We start from the raw sequence: 19,344 nt of genomic DNA on the forward strand, positions 1-19,344 counted from the left end.
CTGCCCGAGGTCTGTGACGGGTCAGCCGAAAAAAGAATGCCGGCCGCGTTAGAACGCGGCCGGCAAACTATGCAAGGCTTATGCGCCCGGGTTACACGAACCCAGAGCACCGCCAGCGAACATCGGGTGATCAGGTGCATAAGTAACCTGCTCAACCGGGGTCTTCTCGACGATTTCCAGAGTGTCGTAAGGCGACGTCGGGTTCATGTTACCGCGCACAACCAGAACGTCTTTGAAGCACTGGTGGTCTTCGGCACGGTACAGGGTCGGGCCGTTGCCCAGACCGTCGAACTCGAACCCTTCGAGAGCTTCTACAACACCACAGGGGTTGAAGGTGCCCGCGCGCTCACACGCGTCTGCGTACAGCAGAGTCTGTGCGTAGCAGGTCTGAGCCGAGTTGGACGGCGGCTTGCCGTACTTCTCACCGAACGACTTAACGAACGCCTTGGTGCCATCGTCGGTCAGCTGCCAGTTCCAGTTCATCGAGCCAAGAACGCCTTTGATGTTCTCACCCGCACCAGTTGCCATCAGCTCCGAGTACAGCGGAACAACGATCTTGAAGTCTTTGCCGTTGGCCACTTTGGCCAGCAGGTCGAACTGGATCGCGTTGGTCAGCGAGTTGACCATGTTGCCGCCGTAGTGGTTCAGAACCAGAACGTCAGCACCCGAGTTCAGAACCGGGGCGATGTAGGACGAGAAGTCAGTTGCCGCCAGCGGGGTGCGGACGGTGTTGACGGTTTCCCAGCCCATCGCTTCGGTCGAAGCAACGATCGACTCTTCCTGGGTCCAGCCCCAGTTGTAGTCGGCGGTCAGGTGATAAGCGCGACGGTCTTTGCCCATCTCTGCGGCCAGCACCGGCGCCAGAGCGGCACCCGACATGTAGGCGTTGAAGAAGTGACGGAAGCCGTTGGCTTTCTTGTCTTTACCGGTGGTGTCGTTGGCGTGGGTCAGACCCGCCATGAAGATAACACCAGCTTCCTGACACAGGCCCTGAACAGCAACAGCAACGCCCGAGGACGAGCCACCGTTGATCATGACAGCGCCGTCTTTTTCGATCATCGACTTTGCCGATGCGCGAGCTGCGTCCGATTTGGTCTGAGTATCGCCGGTGACGAATTCGACCTTCTTGCCAAGGATGCCGTTTCCTTTCAGCGCTTTCGAGCTGAAGGTGTTCAGGCAGCCACCGTCGCCTTCACCGTTCAGGTGCTCGACGGCCAGTTTCTGTGCCAGCAGTTCGTCAGCACCCTCATCAGCGTAGGGGCCGGTCTGCGGAACGTTGAAGCCCAGGGTCACGGTCGAGCCGGTCGGCTCGTTGGTGTAGGCAGCAGCCGAAGACGCGGTGAAGATCGTCGGCAGAGCAACGCCTGCACCAGCGACGGCACCGGTTTTGAGCATGCCGCGACGGGTCATGTTCGAATTGGACATGTATTCCTCCCAAAAATTGTAAAAATGGGCCGCTCTCCTCATTTACGACCCACACTTTTCAGCACCTTAATTATCGGTGAGTAGTGTAAAACCTTGCAACAATTGGTTTTTCTTGAATGTCCATTTTGTAAACTTGTAAACGATGCGGGGGCGAAGTTTGTAAATACGTTTTCGCGCAGGTGCAGAAAGCCTTTGATATTGTTCAGAATTCGGATTGTCCGTCGGAAATAAAATTTTGGAAAATAGCTGTGAAGGGTATCTTCCTTGCTCTGAAAACTGGGTGATTTGAGTAAAAATTAGGCACGCGTTTCTGTCGCGGTAAGCGAATCCCCTTTGCCACCAACAACTTTTACCCTGACACGTGGGAATTCCGTAGTCAGTAGATCGCAAAGCGTCTGAGTAAAGGGGCGTTAAGCGCCAGCTGTGCAGCGGGGAGGGCGTCGAAACCGGCTCCTGCGAAGCGTAGATGCTGTGTCTGGCCGAGAAGGCGGATGTCTTGAAACGAAAACGCCGCGCAGTTGGACTGCGCGGCGCGAATATTTAGACTTTTGTTTGGGCGATTATACGCCCGGGTTACAGCGACCCAGTGCACCACCTGCGAACATCGGGTGCTCTGGCGGATATGTAACCTGCGAGGCAGGAGTGACCTCGACCACTTCCAGCACGTCGTACTGCGAAGTCGGGTTCGCCTTACCGCGGACAACCAGAACGTCTTTGAAGCACTGGTGGTCTTCGCCACGGTAAAGGGTCGGGCCGTTGCCCAGACCGTCGAACTCGAAGTTCGACAGGGCGTCGGCGACACCGCAGGGGTTGAACGTTTGAGCGCGCTCTACCGCATCGGCATACAACAGAGTCTGGGTGTAGACGGTATGTGCGGCCTGCGACGGCGGGAAGCCGTACTTGGTGCCGAAGGACTTCACGAATGCGCGCGAACCTTCGTCCGGCAGGGTCCAGTGCCAGTTCGCGGTGCCAAGCACCCCGATTGACGCATCGCCCGCACCGCGTGCCATCAGGCGCGAATACAGCGGAACGACAACTTCCATACGCTTGCCATTGCGTTCCAGATCGCGCAGGCCCATGGCCACGGCCTGGGTCACAGAGTTCACCATGTTGCCGCCGTAGTGGTTCAGAACCAGAATATCTGCATCACTGTCGAGAACCGGCTGCAGGAAGTTCTGGAAGTTTGTCTGGGTCAGCGGCGTACGGATGGTCGACACGGTGTCCCAGCCCAGAGCCTCGGTCGAGGCAACCATCGCGGCCTCGGTGGTGTAGCCCCAGTTGTAGTCGGCAGTCAGGTGGTAGGCTTTGCGGTCGGTGCCATATTCGGCAGCAAGAGCCGGCGCCAGTGCTGCACCCGACATGTAAGAGTTAAAGAAGTGACGGAAACCGTTGGCCTTGCGGTCCTTACCGGTGGTGTCGTTCGAGTGGGTCAGGCCCGCCATGAAGACCACACCCAGTTCCTGACACAGCGCCTGCACGGCAACGGCTACGCCCGAAGAGGACCCCCCGGTAACCATCAGCGCGCCTTCTTTTTCGATCAGGCGACGGGCAGAGTCAGTTGCGACCTGCGCGTTGGTCTTGGTGTTGCCAGTTACGAAGTTTACCTTCTTACCCATGATGCCGCGGCCAGTCAGAGCCTTGGAAGAGAAGGTGTTGATCATGCCACCGTCGCCTTCGCCGTTCAGGTGTTCAACTGCCAGCTGGAAGGCGAACATCTGGTCGGTGCCCTCGTCGCGATAGGGGCCAGACCGTGGGACGTTCAGACCAAGCGTCACGAAACGACCTGTCGGCTCGTTGGTGTAGGCTGCGGCGGACTGCGCGGTGAAAATGGTCGGCAATGCCAGGCCGGCACCAGCTGTTGCACTGGTCTTCAGCACACCCCGACGAGTCAGTTTGTTGGTAGCCATTGTTTACTCCCGTTCCTCAATGGTCAGGCCGTTGTTGCTCCTCATCGGCCGTACGTTTCTGCTTTGGAACCGATTTGGGGCCATTTGTCGCCATTGGGTAGGCGGCCGCCACAACCAGCTGTAAAAACAATTACTGGTTGGACAAGAATCTTGTTTATTTTTAGGCAAGCAAATGGGGAAATCGTACAAAGTGAGGGCAAATGCCTAGAACGGCCTTAGTGGGAAGTCGCATTCGAGAGCGGCGAACAGTTTTGAAGATGCGACAGGCCGAACTTGCACGTTCAGTCGGAATTTCTCCTTCTTATCTAAACCTTATTGAACATAACCGGCGCCGGATCGGTGGCAAACTGTTGGTAGATATAGCGCGCCAGTTGGAGGTTGAGACCACTGCATTGACCGAAGGGGCAGGTGCCACACTTATCGCCAGCCTTCGAGATGCCGCTTCTGGTAACGCAGAAGCCGAGAAGGAAATGCCCAGAATCGAAGAGTTTGTTGGGCGCTTCCCGGGTTGGGCGCAATTGCTGTCTTCAAGCCACCGCCGGATCGACGATCTGGAGCGAACAGTAGAAGCTTTGACAGAGCGTATGGCGCATGACCCGTTCCTGTCCGAATCTCTGCACGAAATCCTGTCGACCGTGACGGCGATCCGTTCGACCGCGGGGATTTTGAACGATACGCAGGATATTGACCGCGAATGGCGCGAGCGTTTTCACCGCAACATGTTCGAGGAAAGCCAGCGATTGGCCGATGGGGCAGAGGCGCTCGTATCCTATCTGGACAGTGCTGGGGGCGATGCCGATGTGCGCAGTTCTCCGCAGGAAGAGGTTGTTGCCTTTCTGAAGGCTCGTGAATTCCACTTGCCTGATCTGGAAGAAGGTGATGAGGCCGCTGTACATGACCTTGTTGTGGGTGACGAAGATCTGAAATCGGCCTCTGCGGTCGAGTTGGCAGAGGCGTTCTTGCACCGCTACCAGAGCGACGCCGAAAAAGTGCCGATGAGCGATTTGTTGGAGGCATTGAAAGATGGTGCCTTAAATCCGTCTGCGCTGGCCCGACAGTTCAGGGTGGACCTGTCGACGATCCTGCGCCGACTTGCATCAGTTCCGCGCGACAAAATCGGGCGATCTATTGGACTGGTAGAGTGCGACGGATCGGGCACGCTGACCTACCGCAAAGAGATCGAAGGTTTCCCGCTGCCGCGTTTTGGGGCGGCCTGTCCGCTATGGCCGCTGTATCAGGCATTGGCGCAGCCTATGATGCCGGTTCACAGGGTTGTGTCCGTATCTGCCCGTAGTGACGAGGTCTTTGAAACTTATGCGGTTTGCCAGTCGATCAATGCTGAACAGTTCGACGAACCTCAGGTCTATCGTGCGGTGATGCTGTTCTTCCCCCGGAAGGCAGGAGAGGCCAGCGATGCCCTGCATTTGGATGCCGGCACAAGCTGCCGGATATGTGAACGCCGCAAATGTGTCGCACGAAGAGAGCCTTCGATCCTTGCGGATGGGCTTTGACAGTGGAAGCGTTCTTGGTGATAGTGTGCGTCACTCAATTGCCAGAGGCAGGTAAGGGGCGGCGAGCAATCGTCGGGGGGAGGGCTCTTATATGAGCAAAGAAGTTCTGCTCATCGAAGATGAGCCAAACATCATCGAAGCGATCAGGTTTATCCTGTCGCGGGACGGATGGGTCGTGCATACGCATTCCGACGGCACCACTGCGTTCGAAAAAATCACCGAGAAACAACCGGATGTGATCATTCTAGACGTCATGCTGCCTGGGCGCAGCGGATTCGACATTCTTCACGATGTCCGAAGCGTAAGTGAACGTCCCGACATCCCGGTCCTGATGCTGACAGCCAAAGGCCAAAGCAAGGACCGCGCCCGCGCCGAAGAGCTGGGCGTAAGCAAGTTCATGTCGAAACCCTTTTCCAACACGGATGTTCTTGCCGCTGTGCGGGAACTGGCCGGGCAGTGAAGTCTCCGCTCTTCTTGGAACGCCAAAGATATCGCCGCAGGCGGTTACAGGACATGTCGCGGTTAACACCTGTGCTTGGGCTGTTTCTGTTTATGGTGCCTTTGCTAGGAACGCAGAAATTCGGCGGTGATCTTGCAGCCTTGCTGGTCTACTTCTTCCTCGCCTGGGCGGTGCTGATCTTGTTGGCCATGCTGGTGGCCCGTGCTCTGGTGCGTCAAATGGCGGATGAACAGGCAGAGGAGCGCCTAGGGTGATTTCCTTCAACCTTCTGGTCGGAATTTGCCTTGCCTACGTGGTCTTTCTTTTCCTTGTGGCCTTTTTGGCAGAGCGTCGCGCGGCGCGGGGCTTGGGCGGTTGGTTGCGCTCGCCGATGGTCTACACATTGTCGCTGTCGGTTTACTGTACCGCTTGGACCTTTTACGGGGCCGTCGGATATGCCGCACGATCGGGGCTAGAGTTCGTTACGATCTATCTTGGGCCGACACTTGTACTGGTCGGTTGGTGGTGGTTCCTGCGCAAGCTGGTCCGGATCGGGCAGACACAGCGGATCACCTCTATCGCGGACTTGATTTCCTCGCGGTATGGTAAATCCAACATGCTGGGTGTGATGGTAACGCTGATCGCGGTGATCGGCACAACGCCCTATATCGCGCTTCAGCTTCAGTCTGTGACACTGTCTTTCACGGTCTTCGCGGGCGAAGGCGCGAAGTGGATTTCGCAAGATCACAACGCCACTGCATTTTGGGTTGCTGTTGGCTTGGCCTTGTTCACGGTTCTTTTTGGCACGCGCAACCTTGACGCAAACGAACGTCACCACGGTGTGGTCATCGCCATCGCGGTCGAGGCTGTGGTCAAACTGGTCGCCCTTATTGCGATTGGCATTCTGGTCGTCTGGGGCGTTGCAGGCGGCCCAACAGACATGATCAACCGGATCGCTGAAAGCCCGATTGCAAATGCCCAGATCAGTTCCAGTCGTTGGGTCGGTCTGACGTTCCTGTCGGCGGCGGCCATCTTTACGCTGCCGCGGATGTTCCAGGTTTTGGTGGTCGAGAACGCGGATGAAAACCACCTTGCGACCGCGTCTTGGGCATTTCCTTTGTATCTGATGCTGATGAGCCTGTTTGTGGTGCCTATCGCCGTGACCGGCTTGGCGATCCTGCCTGAGGGCAGCAACCCCGACCTGTTTGTTCTCAGCATCCCGCTTAGCCTTGGGCAAAACGGCTTGGCGACGCTGGCGTTTCTTGGCGGCTTCTCTTCGGCGACCTCGATGGTCATCGTGGCGTCGATCGCGCTGTCGACGATGGTCAGTAACCACATTGTAATGCCGCTGTTCCTGCGCTGGCAGGGGGCCTCGGCGACGATTTCCGGTGACGTTCGGACGCTGGTTCTGCGGTCGCGCCGGATCTCTATCGCGGCGGTGCTGGTGCTGGGCTACGCCTATTACAGCCTGACCGGCGGGACAGAGGCACTGGCGGCGATCGGTCTGATCTCTTTCACCGGCGTCGCACAGGTTTTGCCTGCAATGATCGGCGGGATCTTCTGGCGCGGGGCGACTAGGGTCGGGGCGGCGGCCGGTCTGTCGGTTGGGTTCATAGTCTGGGCCTATACCTTGTTCCTGCCCAGCTTCGGACCTGACGCGTTCCTAAGCTCTGGCATTCTGCAAAACGGTCCCTTCGACATTAATTGGCTGCGTCCGCAGGCCTTGTTCGGTGTCACCGATATGGATCCGCTGGTCCACGCGATCTTCTGGAGCCTGATCCTGAACAGCTTTGCCTTCTTTGGCGCCTCGCTTATCAGCTTCCCGTCACCGATGGAGCGATTGCAGGGCGCGCAGTTCGTGAACGTGTTTGACCACTCTCGTGCGACGTGGACCTGGACCGAGGGTCACGCCCAGGCCGAGGACTTGCTGATGATGGCGCAGCGGATTCTTGGCTCGGAAGATGCGCAGGCCCTGTTCCGTCACGCGGCGGAAGAGCAGGGCAAACAGGGCTATCTGCCAGAGATCACTCCCCGTTTCATGGAAACTCTGGAAAGAGAGCTTTCCGGTTCGGTTGGTGCGGCAACGGCCCATGCGATGGTCAGCCAGATTGTGGGCCGGTCGTCGGTTTCGGTCGAAGACCTGATGGCGGTGGCGGATGAGACCGCGCAAATCCTTGAATACTCCACGCGGCTAGAACAGCAGTCCGAAGAGCTTTCGCGCACGGCCCGTCAGCTGCAGGAAGCCAACCAAAAGCTAACAGAACTGTCGGTGCAAAAGGACGCCTTCCTGTCGCAGATCAGCCATGAATTGCGGACACCGATGACCTCGATCCGGGCGTTTTCCGAAATCCTGATGGAAACGGATATGCTGACGCCAGAGGAGCAAAAGAATTACTCTACCATCATCCATGATGAGGCGATCCGCCTGACCCGTCTTTTGGACGACCTGCTGGACCTCAGCGTGCTGGAGCGGGGCAAGGTCACACTGAACGCGCAAGAAGGCAACCTGTCTGACCTTCTGGACAAGGCCATGAGTGCGACCTCGTCGATGGAAGATGGGGCAGACATGGTCTATTCCCGTAGAAAAATCCGTGAAGACATCGTTGTCCGCACCGATACGGACCGATTGAGTCAGGTGTTCATCAACCTGATCGCCAATGCGCGGAAATATTGCGACGCCGAACACCCGCGCTTGAAGATCAAAGTAACGCATCGCGGGGACATGGTGACGGTCGATTTCGTCGACAACGGCAGCGGCATTCCCACCAAAAGCCAAGCGATCATCTTCGAGAAGTTCTCACGCTTGTCAGATCAGGCAGCGGCTGGTGGCGCGGGTCTAGGGCTGGCCATCTGTAAAGAGATCATGGCCAACTTGGGCGGTGATATCGTCTATCTGCCCGGGCAGGGTGGGGCGGCGTTCCGGGTCAGCTTTCCGCTGGATATGCCGGAACGCGAAGAGGATTAACGCGCGGCGGCAAGCTGCTCTAGCTGGCCGCGTGCGGGGGACAGATCATATCCACCGCGGGCTGCTGCTGCGATGATGTCATCGACGGGCATTTTTCCAGCCATTGTGAAGGCCCAGACATGGGTCGATCGGGTGCCAGAGCGGCAATAGGCCAGAACTGGACCGGCGCTGTTTTCCAAAATTTCTGCGGTCTGGTCGAGCATCTCCATCGACATGCCGCCGTGCCCAACCGGGATCACGAAAAACGCCAGCCCGGCATCGGCTGCGGCTTTTGCCATTGCCTCGGCATGCAGGTCTTCGGTCACCTCCATGTCCGGCCGGTTGCAGATCACGGTGGTGTAGCCCGCGGCAGCTATGTCTGGCAGCTCTGCTGGGTCAATTTGCGGGGCGGCCGAAAACGTGTCGGTAAGCGGGCGGATGTCCATGAAAGCGTCCTTAATCAACTGTGCCCACAAAAAACCCTATGCCCGCGACGAAGGCAAGACCGGGAAATGTTCATATTCTGACTAGAAAACAGGCAGGTTTGCGCAAACAGTTGAAAAACACCCATGGTGAACCTTCCAAACTGTCATAGCCGCGTTAATTTTGACATGTATCAAGGAAAAAGCCGTCAAAGGGTTTACTTCTGTCAGGAAGGCGATCTGCGTGTTTCCGCTTTTGTTTGTTTAAGACCTGATTAACCAGTCTTGCTCAGAAGATGCGCATCGGATTAAAGACGCCGCTGGTAGTTCCAGTGGCAGAGACGGCCAAAGATATTGGGAGAGAATACATGGCTTTTGAAGAACTTCGCGCGGCAGCACTCATGCTTCTGGAAGAAGTAGAGAAAGACCCGGAGGATAAACATATCCTGCTGGAGCAGCTGCGTGAAAAAGTCTCGGAGATGCGGACCTTGGGTCTGCAAGTCCCAAACGATCTTTTGCGGTTTGTTGACCAACTGGAACAGGAAGAAGCGGACGACATGTTTGACAACATGCCGGTCTGACCTGCAACCGACCGAGTTTTTTAGGGCACCCCGCGTCTTCGCGGGGTGTTTTCGTTTAGGGTTACAGCATGATGCCCATGACGACCATCATCAGCCCGATGGCCGACACGAACAGGGCGCCCATGTTCAAAGCAACCACGCCTTTCAGGCGGGCGTGCATCTCTTCGCCGGACAAGCCCTCTTTCTTGGCCTTCATTGCGACGCGGACACAATACAGAAGCCCTGCGAGCCCCAAAAGCGATACAGCGGCGCCTGCCCAAACCAGCCATTCCATGTCAGTCTCCTGTCCTTTTGCCACGCGCCTAGACGATGCGGGGGCTCAAGGCAAGGGCAGGGCTTGCGAAGGGGCGTCGCGGCAGCTATCCGAGGGGGAAACATCGAAACAGATCAGAGGCCGACATGGAAGGTTCCGCATCCGACGCAAGCTATCGCGTGACCGCAGACGAGCTGCGCCAGTTTATAGAGCGTTATGAACGGCTGGAAGCCGACAAGAAAGACATCGCCGAGCAGCAGAAAGAGGTCATGGCAGAGGCCAAGTCCCGCGGCTATGACACCAAGGTCATGCGCAAGGTGATCGCGCTGCGCAAGCGTGACAAGGACGACATCGCCGAGGAAGAGGCGATCCTTGATATGTATAAAGAAGCGCTTGGGATGTGATGATCAGGGGGTCAGGAACGTGACCCCCTCCATCTTGGCGATCCGCTCCAGATCCTCTTCATAGGCCTCGGTGAGCGCGTTGATCAGGTCCTGCGACCAGTGGGGCAGGTCGATCTCTTCTTCCATGGCGTCAGGGCGGCCATAGGTGTCCAGCATGTCGGCCAGAAGCGCACGTTTCGATGCGGCGTCTTTCGGCGGATCTGTTTTCAGTCGACTGGCCAGCGCCTGAACCCCGTCTTCGCTCATCAGGCTTGCCGGGAAGTCATATGATCCGCGCAGGGTCATATCCGGGCCAATCCCCGCGAACCGGTTCAGAATGTCGTGCCAGATAACCGGGCTGTCTTCATTGGCCCAGACAATCAAGGGCGATCCCGGCGACGCACGTCTGATCCGAGAGATCGTTTCGGACCAGTACATATTGATGGGCTCGATCCCCATCATGAACTTTTCAAAGTCCTTTTCGCCGCTTTGTTTGAAAATGGCCGGAAAGTAGGTGGCCGGGTCGCGGACAGCGATGAAGAATTCGCAGTGGTCTTGCGGAAACAACCGGGCATAGCCCTGCGCCAACTCGCCTGCTTTGGGGTAAAACCGCCCTAATCCTACCGCGCCGCCGGCGCTTCCCAGAAACGCGGAGTGTGAAAAAATCACGCGTTCGACGTTGTCGAAAATGATCACATCATCCAGAAGTTCGTCCTGTTTGGCATCAGAAGCGATCTCTCCGCGCAGTTCGCCAACAGCGGCGCGCAGCTGTGCACGATAGCGTCCGGGGCCGGAAACATTGATGCTGCGCTCACCTAGGGCGCCACGGTTCTTGAACAGGCATTTCAACAGGCGATCTTCATCGGTGCAATGGGCGCCGAAATGATATGCGAACTTCATGAACTCTCTCGCCAATGAATTTTGTTATCCTCTGGTTACACCAGCCTTTCTGGACAGGTAAACCGCATTCGTTTAGGTCAGGCAAATGACCGTCGCAAACCAGCCAGCCATGAACCGCAAACGACCCAAGATCGAGGCCAACCCCTGGTCAATCGGGGCATTGTTGATTTCGGCACTGGTTTTGATGCCGATCCTGTCGGTCGTCTGGATAGCATTTCACCCGGAAGAGAACATCTGGCCCCACCTGATCCGGACCACGTTGCCGCGCTATCTAAGCAACTCGGTCACCTTGATGTTGGCGGTGGCGGCATTGTCATCCTTTGTCGGGGCAGGGACTGCATGGTTGTTGTCAATGTACCGCTTCCCGCTGTCGCGCTGGCTGGAATGGCTGTTGTTTCTGCCGCTGGCGATCCCGGCCTATGTCGGGGCCTATGCGCTGGTCGATTTTCTAGAATACGCGGGCCCGGTTCAGGGCGCGTTGCGCGATATGTTTGGCTGGCAAAGTGCCCGGGATTATTGGTTCCCCGAAATCCGCTCTCGCGGTGGGGCGATCTTGGTGCTGTCCTTCGCGCTGTACCCCTATGTCTATCTTCTGACCAGAACAGCGTTTCGCGAACAGTCAGGCAGCATCTATGAGGTCGCGCAAGCCTTGGGGGCTGGGGCGTTCGGCCGGTTCTGGCGCGTCGGCCTGCCACTGGCCCGGCCTGCAATCGCGGCCGGTGCAGCGATTGTCATGATGGAAACCGTCAATGACTTTGGCGTGGTAGAGTTTTTCGCGGTTCAGACCCTGACCACCGGCATCTTCTCTGTCTGGCTGGAAAGCGGCAATGCGGGTGGCGCGGCCCAGATCGCGAGCGTGGTTCTGATCCTGATCTTGGCGCTGATGGCCATGGAAAAGTTCAGCCGCCGGCGCCTGCGTTTCCACAACCCAAGCCGCCAGCCGCGTCCGATCGTTGTGAAACAGCTAACCGGTCCTACGGCGTGGGCCGCATCTGGCTTGTGCTTGTTGCCTTTCCTGATTGGCTTTGCTCTGCCGGTCGGTGTTTTGCTGTCCCATGCGATCAGCAACGAAAGCTGGTTCGAGCCGGGCCTTCTTCAGGCCCTTATCAACACGCTATTCGTTGGCGGCGCGGCGGCTGTCGCGACCATGATCGCGGCCCTGTTCCTTGTCTATGGGGTGCGTTTGAGCGGTCAAAAACTGCCGCGCCTTTTGCTGCCTGTGACGACCATCGGATATGCGGCACCGGGCGCTGTTCTGGCTGTTGGCATTTTGATCCCCCTTGCCAGTGTTGACCACGTGCTGGCTGACGGTGTCGAGAACACTTTCGGTGTCGATGTGGGGCTGGTCCTGACCGGGACCGCCTTCGCGCTTGTCTATTCCTATGCCGTCCGGTTTTTCGCCGTGGCCCAAGGGGCGACAGAATCTGCGATGGGTCGTATCTCTCCAAGCCTGCCGATGGCGGCCCGCTCCTTGGGTCGAAATGCCCGCAGCACCCTGTGGTCGGTTTACCTGCCACTGATCCGCGGGTCGGTTGGAACCGGGCTGCTGCTTGTCTTCGTTGATTGCGTTAAAGAACTTCCCGCGACCTTGCTGTTGCGTCCCTTCAACTATGACACACTGGCCACGCGCGTGTACGAGAAGGCATCGCTTGAAGACTTGGGCGGTGCCGCACCTGCCGCGCTGCTAGTTGTTGGGGTGGGGCTGATGGCGGTGGCATTGCTGGCGCGAACAAGTCGGTCAGTTTGATCCGGGGCGTTGCGACTGTAGCTTTCGATCAGATCAAATCGCGTAGGTTTCATCCTCACATAGTGCGTACAGCACCCGAAGGAATTTGTGTGAAGTTGCGCGTTCGCGAAAAATGTCATCAATGTGACATTAGATTGCTTAAAATTGTAATTATGTTGAAAAATAACCGCGATTGTTGTCTAATCGCGAGGTAATTCTCCCGATTTCAAGCCCGCCTGTGGGCGCCTGTTTTTTTGGTGAAGCCATGTCATTTTCACATTTTCTGAAGTCTATTGCGCTTTGCGCGGTTTTGATTGTTGGCTCCGTTGCGGGGGGTGTTGCTGCGCCAATCGCGACTGTCACCGGTTTGGCGGGCCAAGCGACGGTCAAAGAAGGATCAACCGCGACAGCATTGAAACAGGGCGCGCGGATCGAGCAAGGCAGCACGATCGAGACCGACGCAAAGTCACGCGTTCAGCTGGTATTTGATGACGGCACAAAGATCGCGATGGGGCCGAACTCCAAACTGGAAATCACCGATGTCCTGATGCGGTCCTCCAATCGCGCAAGCCGCTTTGCAGTGAAAGCGATTGGCGGCGGGTTCAGGTTTATTTCTGGCAATAGCAATCGCGATGTTTATGAGATTTCGACGCCGACAGCGACGATGGGTATTCGTGGAACGGCCTTCGATCTGAATGTTCGCCGTGGTGATACTGTGATGGCCCTGCTCGAGGGGCAGGTGAAGATGTGCCACAACAAAGCCTATTGCGGCTTGATCCAGGACCCTTGTGCGATTGCGTCTGTTCCTCGCCGAAAGGTCGTGCGTGAATTCATCGGTCGGCGCGCCACACGGGCGCTGACCTCGAAGTTCGTGTTTATTGATGACCCGTCTCTTCTAGACGAGCAGTTCGAAGCTGATCTATCTGGGTGTGGTCGTCATTTCGATATTGTCGTCCAATCTATTCCTGAAGATGAAGAGACGGAAGAAACGCCTGCGCCGCCACCCCCTCCGCAACCAGAACCTGAGCCCGAACCAGAACCTGAACCTGAACCGGAGCCCGAGCTTGAAACCGGATGTAACGGCAGTGGCTGCGAACCCGGAACAGGGAACGGAAATAGTGAAGGTCGTGAAGGATCGCAGAAAGATCGGGACTAAGTCTGGCAATCCGAATGACAGCTTTTGTTTTGCCCTTTGGCTTTATCCCGCAGAAAGCGACCTAGGTCTTGCGCGCGCCTGTTCTTCTTCTCGGGGCCGCACTTATTCTGGTGCTGACAGCGCTTAGGCTTGCAAACCCGCATCCCATTCAGACGCTCCGCCTGAGCTACTTTGATTTCCTGCAAAGGCTGGAGCCTCGTGACTATCAGGAACTTCCTGTACGCGTCGTTGATATCGATGAGGATTCGCTGCGTGAGGTCGGGCAATGGCCTTGGCCGCGTGACCAACTTGCTATCTTGCTGGACAAACTCGCGGGTTATGGTGCCGCGGTCATAACGCTGGATATCCTGTTTGCGGAACCGGACCGAAATAACCTTGCAAGGTTGCTTCAGGATCCGGTTTTGGCCGATATGCTTTCCCCGGACGCGCGCGACGTTCTTTCCAGCAGGTTGGCGACGGATCAAGTATTTGCGAGGGCGATGTCCCGCGTACCCGTCGTGCTGGGTCAGGCCGCGGGTTCAGGCAGTCGCACGGATCAAACGGCATATGACAAGGCCGGCTTCGTCGAGGTAGGCCAATCACCCGGTGAGGGAGTGATCCCACTACGCTCTGTCACGCCTATCATCCCGGTCTTACGGAATGCCTCTCTGGGGATTGGGAACGTGAACGTGACCCCGATCCGAACGACCGGCGTCGTGCGCCAGGTGCCACTGGTCTGGCGACTGGGTGATGGTTACCTGCCGTCGCTGTCGACTGAAGCCCTGCGTGTCGCGCTTGGCCAACCTATTTTCCTGCTGAACGGGTCGCCTGACATCTCAGGGGTCATGCAATCGCTTCAGGTGGCGGGCTATAACATCCCCACGAATGAAAGAGGGGAGATCTGGGTTCACTACAGGAAGGATCATCCTGACCTTTATATCTCGGCTAATGACGTCTTGACGGACCGAAACCCTGAAGACCTGCAGGCGGCGCTGCAGGGGCAGATTGTGCTGGTCGGAACCTCTGCCGCAGGGCTGCTTGATATCAGGGCGACCCCGCTTGGAGAAAGCGTTCCGGGGGTTTCGATCCACGCGCAGATCCTCGAACAAATCCTGACCGAAGATTACCTGTTCCGAAATGACACGATTGCAGGGCTAGAGGTTCTTGCCTTCGTCATTTTGGGATTTCTGGTGACACGCCTGATGCACAGGTCTGGCGCGGCCCATTCCGTCTTTGCAGGGGCAATTGTCGCTGTGATTGTGACGGCGGGAAGCTGGTTCGCTTTCAGCCAATACAACATTCTGTTCGACGCGACCTTTCCGCTGCTCGGCGGGCTGGTCAATTTCGGCTTTCTCAACGCCTTTCAGTTTATCGTGGCGGATAGGGACAAGCGTCGCATTCGCGGCTCGTTTTCCCAATATCTTGCGCCTTCCGTTCTAGAACAAATCGAAGAGCACGACTACGAAATCACGCTGGACGGTGAAGTGCGTGACATGACGATCATGTTCACGGACATTCGGAATTTTTCTCCGATGGCAGAAAAAGTCTCTCCGCAGCAACTGGTTCCAATTCTCAATGAACTGTTTACCGATCTGTCCGAAGAAATCCTTGAACAGGAAGGAACGATCGACAAGTTCATCGGCGACAGCATCATGGCCTTCTGGAACGCACCGCTGCCGGTAGAGCAGCACTGTCGAAAGGCAGCCTTGGCCGCGCTTCAGATCGAAAAAGCAACGGCTGAGTTTGCCCGAAGACACCCAGAGATCGATCCACCAATCCGTGTGTGTCTTGGTGTCGCCTCGGGGATGGCCAGCGTGGGCAACATGGGGTCGCGGCAACGATTTAATTATTCCGTGATCGGCGACACCGTAAACGTAGCAGCGCGGCTTGAAACAAGTTGCCGTCACCTGTCGGCCGAACTGGTGTTCTCGGAGCGGGTTCGAGAAGAGGCCGACGATCTTGCGTGGATTTACGCTGGCAAGGTCGCGCTTAAAGGGATTTCAGAGCGCCAACCCGTCTACGTTCTTGTCGGTGACGCTGAACTGAAGGCGTCGGAAACGTTTCAAGCCTTCTGCAGGGCATACGACGGGTTGTTAGACGGTCTTAAGTTGGGAGTCCTGAACACTGGGTCCCTGCAAGAGTGTCAGTCTTTGGCGCCATCCGTCAGCAGGCAGTTGATCGACTACCTTTCCCAGATTGAGAACCGGGTCGAGGACTTTCAGCAGGTTCAGGCCGTCGCCCAAACCGCCAAGATAGCGACGTAAGTCAATTGATGTGCGGCCTGATCAACGCCAGCTGCACGCCAAAATCCTGCATCCGCTGGTGTCAGGCCCGATCCATCTGTCACCCGCGCCTTTAACCAGTCGATGTGAAAATGGATGACAAGATCGCCGATAGCTAAAATAGCCAACAATGTTAGCGGCGTGGGTACAAATGCCAGCGCGATCGCGGTTCCCGTGGCATGTACCGCAGCATGTGCCAAGCGTCCAAAATGTAGGTAGGTGTCTCGGCCGCTGCGCATAAATTCTGGTTGAAGGAAATAGTCCGCAAACATGTGCTTCATTTGAAAAAGCACCATCAAAACCAGCAACTCAGTCGTCATTTCAGCACGCTTTTCGATCCTTTGATGATGCCAGCGTACAATCAGCCTTCTCTTTCATGCAATCAGCAATCTCGAAACACATTGCCCGGCACAGCATTCCCACACTCGGTTGATGCCGAAGCAGGGGTGCAAAAACCAAATAGACCGCGCAAACACCTTTGGCGATCTTAAGCGTCTGAGTTTGGGAAATGGTGCCCCCACACGGACTCGAACCGCGGACCTACTGATTACAAATCAGTTGCTCTACCAGCTGAGCTATAGGGGCAACGGCACAGCGATTAGCATTGGCCGAAACAGGGTTCAAGATGAAAGAGAACGGAAATGTTCGGGGCGGGCTATAAATTCTGCTCGATTGTCTTAATCAAGGTGATTTACCTGATCTGTAACTGCCGTGCCGCAGCCTAAGCGTATAGGCGAAACAGAGAACGAAGACGCGCCAGAAGTCTGGGACACGTCAAATGCCCCATAACGTGGATTTCAAACTGAACTGGAATTGGTGCAGAAGTGTCGCGCTGAGGCGTTAACCACAGAGTAGTCGATTATTCGTCGTCGTCGGCTGTGTTGATCAGCCAGCCGCCGGGCCCAGCAATCGCGTCGGGCAGGGTGAAAATCATGGCTTCACGCAGCATGCCGGTCAGGATCAGCGCATACAGCATTTGGTCCATAGTCACGGGCTGGAAGATATCCATGTCAATCGCTCCATCGGTGGTTCGATCTCTGATTTCTCACGGAAAAATGTCGTAATAATGGCAGGTATCGCCCTAATCACCGTGAATTCTAAGAGTTTCGGCCGTGCTTGTCTTAGTTGTCGGGCGAAATGCTTTATGCGGCGCGGATTGTTTTGAGTTTGGCGAGCTTTGTACATCACCTGCCATTTGCCAATTGTGAGGTGCCAATGCCTTGTAGGGCAGGTGTTAATCCAAAGCCTATGGTTTGACCATCAAAGCGTTGCCCGATGAAGCAGATGGAACTTACCATCTTCGGCTTCACCGAACAGGCACAGGCTGTCGATCATGAAGGGGTATGGCAGTAGGGGGGTGATCAGAGGTTTCAGCACTGCCTCGGTCTGGTTTAGGTCTTCAGGGCCCAGGCGGCCCGTCATGGTCATGTGGAACCTGAACTCTTCCATGACATAGGGATAGCCCCATTGAAGCAACAAACTGCGTTGTTGGGCGCTTAGTCGGTTGGGATTGCGGCGAGCGATGTCAGCGTCGGTAAGTGGCGCGCGAAAGATGTCCAGCCCACGAACGACGGCCGCCGCAAGTGCCTTTAGTTCAGTGGTGTCGCCCTGTGGTTTCAGTGCCAGAAACCGACCAAGGCGCGACAGTTGCAATCCCTGCAGATGAACTGAATTCAGGCTAAGCGCCAGAGCATCGAAAGCAGCGACTAGATCGACCTGGCCCATGCCCTCGGCCAGTCTGAAGGGGGGCTTGATCGTACCATGGAACCCGTATTTGCGCGGCGTGGCGGTGATGACATCCAGCGGCTGGGGCAGGCCCTCAATGGCGGGCGGCGCGGCGGGGGCGCCTGCAACCGGATCCCAGCCCAGCCAAGCAGAGCCAAAATCCATAAGCGGACCCGGATCTGGGGTGTAAAAGACTGCATATCTTTTAAAGTTCGTCATGGTCGCCGTCATAAAGCCGATGCGCAACAGGTTCATGACAGGACCTGCCATGCGCACAGAAGTTTCTCAAGGCGCTTACCGCGACTGTGTCTGATCGCACTTGCGTCAGCTTAACCCACGAACGAGCGCGTGAAGCTGATCGTAGTGGTTAAAGGTCGCGTTGTGGCGCAGCGCCTCGACCGGGTCGCGGCGATAGCCTTCGGTAAACAGCAGAAACGGCGCGTCGGCGCGATCCGCTGTTTCGGCGTCGGTGCCGCTGTCGCCCACGAAGATGTAGTCAGAGGCATTCAACTGCCGGGCTGTTTCGAACAACGGGGCAGGATCAGGCTTACGGACCTTCAGGCTGTCACCGCCCAAAACGGCATCGAAGAAGGGGGCTAATGCCAGTTCTTCCAGAATTTGAACGGTGGGCTCGAAGGGCTTGTTTGTACAAACGCCCAATGGCCGTCCTTCGTCCCGCAAAGCAGCGAGGGCGTCCATCACACTTGGATAAAGGCGCGTTTCCGCAGAAGGAGAGGCTTTGTAATGGGTCTGTGTGATATTGGTCAGTTCGGCGTGATCGGCAAGGTCCAGACCCACGTGGCGCATCGCACGCTCGACCAATTTGGGAAGGCCGTTTCCGACAAATCCGATAATGGTGTGCAGGTCGAGCGGGTCCTTGTCCCGCTCGGCCAGCATTTTGTTCACGGCAATTCGAATGTCTGGCGCACTGTCGATCAGCGTGCCGTCCAGATCGAAGATAACGGCCGTCACAGCGCGGCTTCGGCCGCTGCGCGGATGGAGCGGATGTTGTCGCCATAGGGAGCTGGATTGTCGACCGAGCCGCCTTTGAAAACTGCCGAACCAGCGACCAGCACATCAGCACCCGCAGCCGCCATTAAGGGGGCGGTTTCGGGGGTGATGCCGCCATCGATCTCAATATGGATTGGGCGATCGCCGATCATGGCGCGCAGTTTCTTGACCTTGTCGATCTGGCTGTGAATGAATTTTTGTCCGCCAAAACCCGGGTTTACGGTCATCACGCAAATCAGGTCGACCATATCCAGCAGGTATTCGACATCCTCGATCCCCGTCGCGGGGTTCAGGGCCAGACCAGCCTTGCAGCCTGCGCCGCGGATGGCCTGCAGGGTGCGGTGGATGTGGGGGCCGGCCTCTAGGTGGGCGGTCAGGACATCGGCACCGGCGTCGGCGAACGCTTCGATATAGGGATCGACGGGCGAGATCATCAGGTGCACATCCATCACGGTGTTGATGTGCTTGCGGATGGCTTTGCAGAGGGGCGGGCCGAATGTCAGGTTCGGCACAAAGTGGCCGTCCATGACATCGACGTGAACCCAATCGCAGCCCTCTGTTTCGATGGCTTCGATCTCTTTACCGAAGTTTGCGAAATCCGCCGACAGGATCGACGGGGCGATTTTGATTGAACGGTCAAACATGTGCGTTGCCTGTAATTGCGTGAGTCGCGGGTCTTTTAACGTATCAAAGCCCCGGG

General features: G+C 56.8%; 19 protein-coding genes and 1 tRNA gene. 9 read left to right on the plus strand and 11 right to left on the minus strand.

Annotated elements, in window-relative coordinates:
• Window positions 1-78 precede the first annotated feature (78 nt).
• Together CLM58_RS11050 and CLM58_RS11055 are read right to left on the minus strand one after the other, a co-directional pair.
• Entirely contained in the window at window positions 79-1,425 is a 1,347-nt protein-coding gene (locus CLM58_RS11050) for a substrate-binding protein (RefSeq protein WP_095595987.1), read from the minus strand.
• 560 nt (window positions 1,426-1,985) lie between these two features.
• Window positions 1,986-3,332 carry a substrate-binding protein gene (locus CLM58_RS11055; protein WP_095595988.1) on the minus strand — a complete coding sequence of 449 codons (1,347 nt, stop codon included), beginning with the start codon at window positions 3,330-3,332 and terminating at the stop codon, window positions 1,986-1,988.
• A gap of 200 nt (window positions 3,333-3,532) precedes the next feature.
• Here CLM58_RS11055 and CLM58_RS11060 point away from each other — a divergent pair, with 200 nt between their 5' ends.
• The 4 genes from CLM58_RS11060 (at window position 3,533) to CLM58_RS11075 (ending at window position 8,247) form a co-directional block, all read left to right on the plus strand.
• Window positions 3,533-4,843, plus strand: coding sequence for a helix-turn-helix transcriptional regulator (locus CLM58_RS11060; RefSeq protein ID WP_095595989.1), 1,311 nt, complete (start codon window positions 3,533-3,535; stop codon window positions 4,841-4,843).
• Between the two features lie 91 nt (window positions 4,844-4,934).
• Complete coding sequence (locus tag CLM58_RS11065) at window positions 4,935-5,303, plus strand: response regulator transcription factor (protein WP_095595990.1); 369 nt, start codon at window positions 4,935-4,937, stop codon at window positions 5,301-5,303.
• 53 nt (window positions 5,304-5,356) lie between these two features.
• Window positions 5,357-5,557, plus strand: coding sequence for a hypothetical protein (locus CLM58_RS11070; protein WP_229666117.1), 201 nt, complete (start codon window positions 5,357-5,359; stop codon window positions 5,555-5,557).
• Complete coding sequence (locus CLM58_RS11075; protein WP_188720465.1) at window positions 5,557-8,247, plus strand: ATP-binding protein; 2,691 nt, start codon at window positions 5,557-5,559, stop codon at window positions 8,245-8,247. Before CLM58_RS11070 ends, CLM58_RS11075 begins: the two co-directional genes overlap by 1 nt.
• On the opposite strand, the gene CLM58_RS11080 is transcribed toward CLM58_RS11075, so the two are convergent.
• Window positions 8,244-8,672 carry a TIGR01244 family sulfur transferase gene (locus CLM58_RS11080; protein WP_095595993.1) on the minus strand — a complete coding sequence of 143 codons (429 nt, stop codon included), beginning with the start codon at window positions 8,670-8,672 and terminating at the stop codon, window positions 8,244-8,246. The two genes, CLM58_RS11075 and CLM58_RS11080, sit on opposite strands and share 4 nt — an antisense overlap.
• Before the next feature lie 272 nt (window positions 8,673-8,944).
• Here CLM58_RS11080 and CLM58_RS11085 point away from each other — a divergent pair, with 272 nt between their 5' ends.
• Window positions 8,945-9,229: a hypothetical protein gene (locus CLM58_RS11085; RefSeq protein WP_233133101.1), complete on the plus strand. Its 285-nt coding sequence runs from the start codon at window positions 8,945-8,947 to the stop codon at window positions 9,227-9,229.
• Between the two features lie 61 nt (window positions 9,230-9,290).
• On the opposite strand, the gene CLM58_RS11090 is transcribed toward CLM58_RS11085, so the two are convergent.
• Window positions 9,291-9,503 (minus strand): hypothetical protein, encoded by a 213-nt coding sequence (locus CLM58_RS11090; RefSeq protein ID WP_095595994.1) that lies wholly within the window; start codon window positions 9,501-9,503, stop codon window positions 9,291-9,293.
• A gap of 125 nt (window positions 9,504-9,628) precedes the next feature.
• Between CLM58_RS11090 and CLM58_RS11095 the strand changes: the two genes are divergently transcribed.
• Window positions 9,629-9,886, plus strand: a complete 258-nt coding sequence (locus tag CLM58_RS11095; protein WP_095595995.1) for a DUF2312 domain-containing protein — start codon at window positions 9,629-9,631, stop codon at window positions 9,884-9,886.
• Between the two features lie 3 nt (window positions 9,887-9,889).
• On the opposite strand, the gene CLM58_RS11100 is transcribed toward CLM58_RS11095, so the two are convergent.
• The gene (locus tag CLM58_RS11100; RefSeq protein WP_095595996.1) at window positions 9,890-10,765 is read right to left on the minus strand and encodes a hypothetical protein; all 876 of its coding nucleotides are present in this window, start codon (window positions 10,763-10,765) and stop codon (window positions 9,890-9,892) included.
• Window positions 10,766-10,850: 85 nt separating this feature from the next.
• Here CLM58_RS11100 and CLM58_RS11105 point away from each other — a divergent pair, with 85 nt between their 5' ends.
• The 3 genes from CLM58_RS11105 to CLM58_RS11115 all read left to right on the plus strand — a co-directional run bounded on the left by CLM58_RS11105 (window position 10,851) and on the right by CLM58_RS11115 (window position 15,890).
• On the plus strand, window positions 10,851-12,512 hold the full coding sequence (locus tag CLM58_RS11105; RefSeq protein WP_095595997.1) for an ABC transporter permease: 1,662 nt from the start codon (window positions 10,851-10,853) through the stop codon (window positions 12,510-12,512).
• Window positions 12,513-12,756: 244 nt separating this feature from the next.
• Window positions 12,757-13,647: a FecR family protein gene (locus tag CLM58_RS17265; RefSeq protein WP_143226559.1), complete on the plus strand. Its 891-nt coding sequence runs from the start codon at window positions 12,757-12,759 to the stop codon at window positions 13,645-13,647.
• 68 nt (window positions 13,648-13,715) lie between these two features.
• Window positions 13,716-15,890 (plus strand): CHASE2 domain-containing protein, encoded by a 2,175-nt coding sequence (locus tag CLM58_RS11115; protein ID WP_095595999.1) that lies wholly within the window; start codon window positions 13,716-13,718, stop codon window positions 15,888-15,890.
• Here CLM58_RS11115 and CLM58_RS11120 read toward each other — a convergent pair.
• From CLM58_RS11120 to rpe, 6 genes are all read right to left on the minus strand, one after another.
• A complete protein-coding gene (locus CLM58_RS11120) occupies window positions 15,854-16,228 on the minus strand; it encodes a DUF3307 domain-containing protein (RefSeq protein WP_095596000.1) in 375 nt (124 codons plus the stop codon). The genes CLM58_RS11115 and CLM58_RS11120 overlap by 37 nt on opposite strands.
• 189 nt (window positions 16,229-16,417) lie before the next feature.
• A tRNA-Thr gene (locus CLM58_RS11125) sits at window positions 16,418-16,493 on the minus strand.
• A 274-nt stretch (window positions 16,494-16,767) separates the two neighbouring features.
• Entirely contained in the window at window positions 16,768-16,917 is a 150-nt protein-coding gene (locus CLM58_RS17165; protein ID WP_158221896.1) for a hypothetical protein, read from the minus strand.
• A gap of 251 nt (window positions 16,918-17,168) precedes the next feature.
• On the minus strand, window positions 17,169-17,852 hold the full coding sequence (locus CLM58_RS11130; RefSeq protein WP_095597067.1) for a DUF1045 domain-containing protein: 684 nt from the start codon (window positions 17,850-17,852) through the stop codon (window positions 17,169-17,171).
• Window positions 17,853-17,957: 105 nt separating this feature from the next.
• The gene (gene gph / locus CLM58_RS11135; protein ID WP_095596001.1) at window positions 17,958-18,605 is read right to left on the minus strand and encodes a phosphoglycolate phosphatase; all 648 of its coding nucleotides are present in this window, start codon (window positions 18,603-18,605) and stop codon (window positions 17,958-17,960) included.
• Window positions 18,602-19,288 (minus strand): ribulose-phosphate 3-epimerase, encoded by a 687-nt coding sequence (rpe, locus tag CLM58_RS11140; protein ID WP_095596002.1) that lies wholly within the window; start codon window positions 19,286-19,288, stop codon window positions 18,602-18,604. The genes gph and rpe overlap by 4 nt, the downstream gene beginning before the upstream one ends.
• Window positions 19,289-19,344 lie beyond the last annotated feature (56 nt).

This window comes from Actibacterium pelagium (assembly GCF_002285415.1).
Taxonomy (GTDB): Bacteria; Pseudomonadota; Alphaproteobacteria; order Rhodobacterales; family Rhodobacteraceae; genus Actibacterium_B; species Actibacterium_B pelagium.

Excerpts from the sequence above, each read along its gene's own strand:
- CLM58_RS11085 (WP_233133101.1), top strand. The coding sequence starts at position 8,945 with ATGCGCATCGGATTAAAGACGCCGCTGGTAGTTCCAGTGGCAGAGACG.
- CLM58_RS11100 (WP_095595996.1), bottom strand. The coding sequence starts at position 10,765 with ATGAAGTTCGCATATCATTTCGGCGCCCATTGCACCGATGAAGATCGC.
- CLM58_RS11060 (WP_095595989.1), top strand. The coding sequence starts at position 3,533 with ATGCCTAGAACGGCCTTAGTGGGAAGTCGCATTCGAGAGCGGCGAACA.
- CLM58_RS11080 (WP_095595993.1), bottom strand. The coding sequence starts at position 8,672 with ATGGACATCCGCCCGCTTACCGACACGTTTTCGGCCGCCCCGCAAATT.
- CLM58_RS11120 (WP_095596000.1), bottom strand. The coding sequence starts at position 16,228 with ATGACGACTGAGTTGCTGGTTTTGATGGTGCTTTTTCAAATGAAGCAC.
- CLM58_RS11130 (WP_095597067.1), bottom strand. The coding sequence starts at position 17,852 with ATGACGAACTTTAAAAGATATGCAGTCTTTTACACCCCAGATCCGGGT.
- CLM58_RS11065 (WP_095595990.1), top strand. The coding sequence starts at position 4,935 with ATGAGCAAAGAAGTTCTGCTCATCGAAGATGAGCCAAACATCATCGAA.
- CLM58_RS11090 (WP_095595994.1), bottom strand. The coding sequence starts at position 9,503 with ATGGAATGGCTGGTTTGGGCAGGCGCCGCTGTATCGCTTTTGGGGCTC.
- CLM58_RS11105 (WP_095595997.1), top strand. The coding sequence starts at position 10,851 with ATGACCGTCGCAAACCAGCCAGCCATGAACCGCAAACGACCCAAGATC.
- CLM58_RS11070 (WP_229666117.1), top strand. The coding sequence starts at position 5,357 with ATGTCGCGGTTAACACCTGTGCTTGGGCTGTTTCTGTTTATGGTGCCT.
- CLM58_RS17265 (WP_143226559.1), top strand. The coding sequence starts at position 12,757 with ATGTCATTTTCACATTTTCTGAAGTCTATTGCGCTTTGCGCGGTTTTG.
- CLM58_RS11095 (WP_095595995.1), top strand. The coding sequence starts at position 9,629 with ATGGAAGGTTCCGCATCCGACGCAAGCTATCGCGTGACCGCAGACGAG.
- CLM58_RS11055 (WP_095595988.1), bottom strand. The coding sequence starts at position 3,332 with ATGGCTACCAACAAACTGACTCGTCGGGGTGTGCTGAAGACCAGTGCA.
- CLM58_RS17165 (WP_158221896.1), bottom strand. The coding sequence starts at position 16,917 with ATGGATATCTTCCAGCCCGTGACTATGGACCAAATGCTGTATGCGCTG.
- rpe (WP_095596002.1), bottom strand. The coding sequence starts at position 19,288 with ATGTTTGACCGTTCAATCAAAATCGCCCCGTCGATCCTGTCGGCGGAT.
- CLM58_RS11050 (WP_095595987.1), bottom strand. The coding sequence starts at position 1,425 with ATGTCCAATTCGAACATGACCCGTCGCGGCATGCTCAAAACCGGTGCC.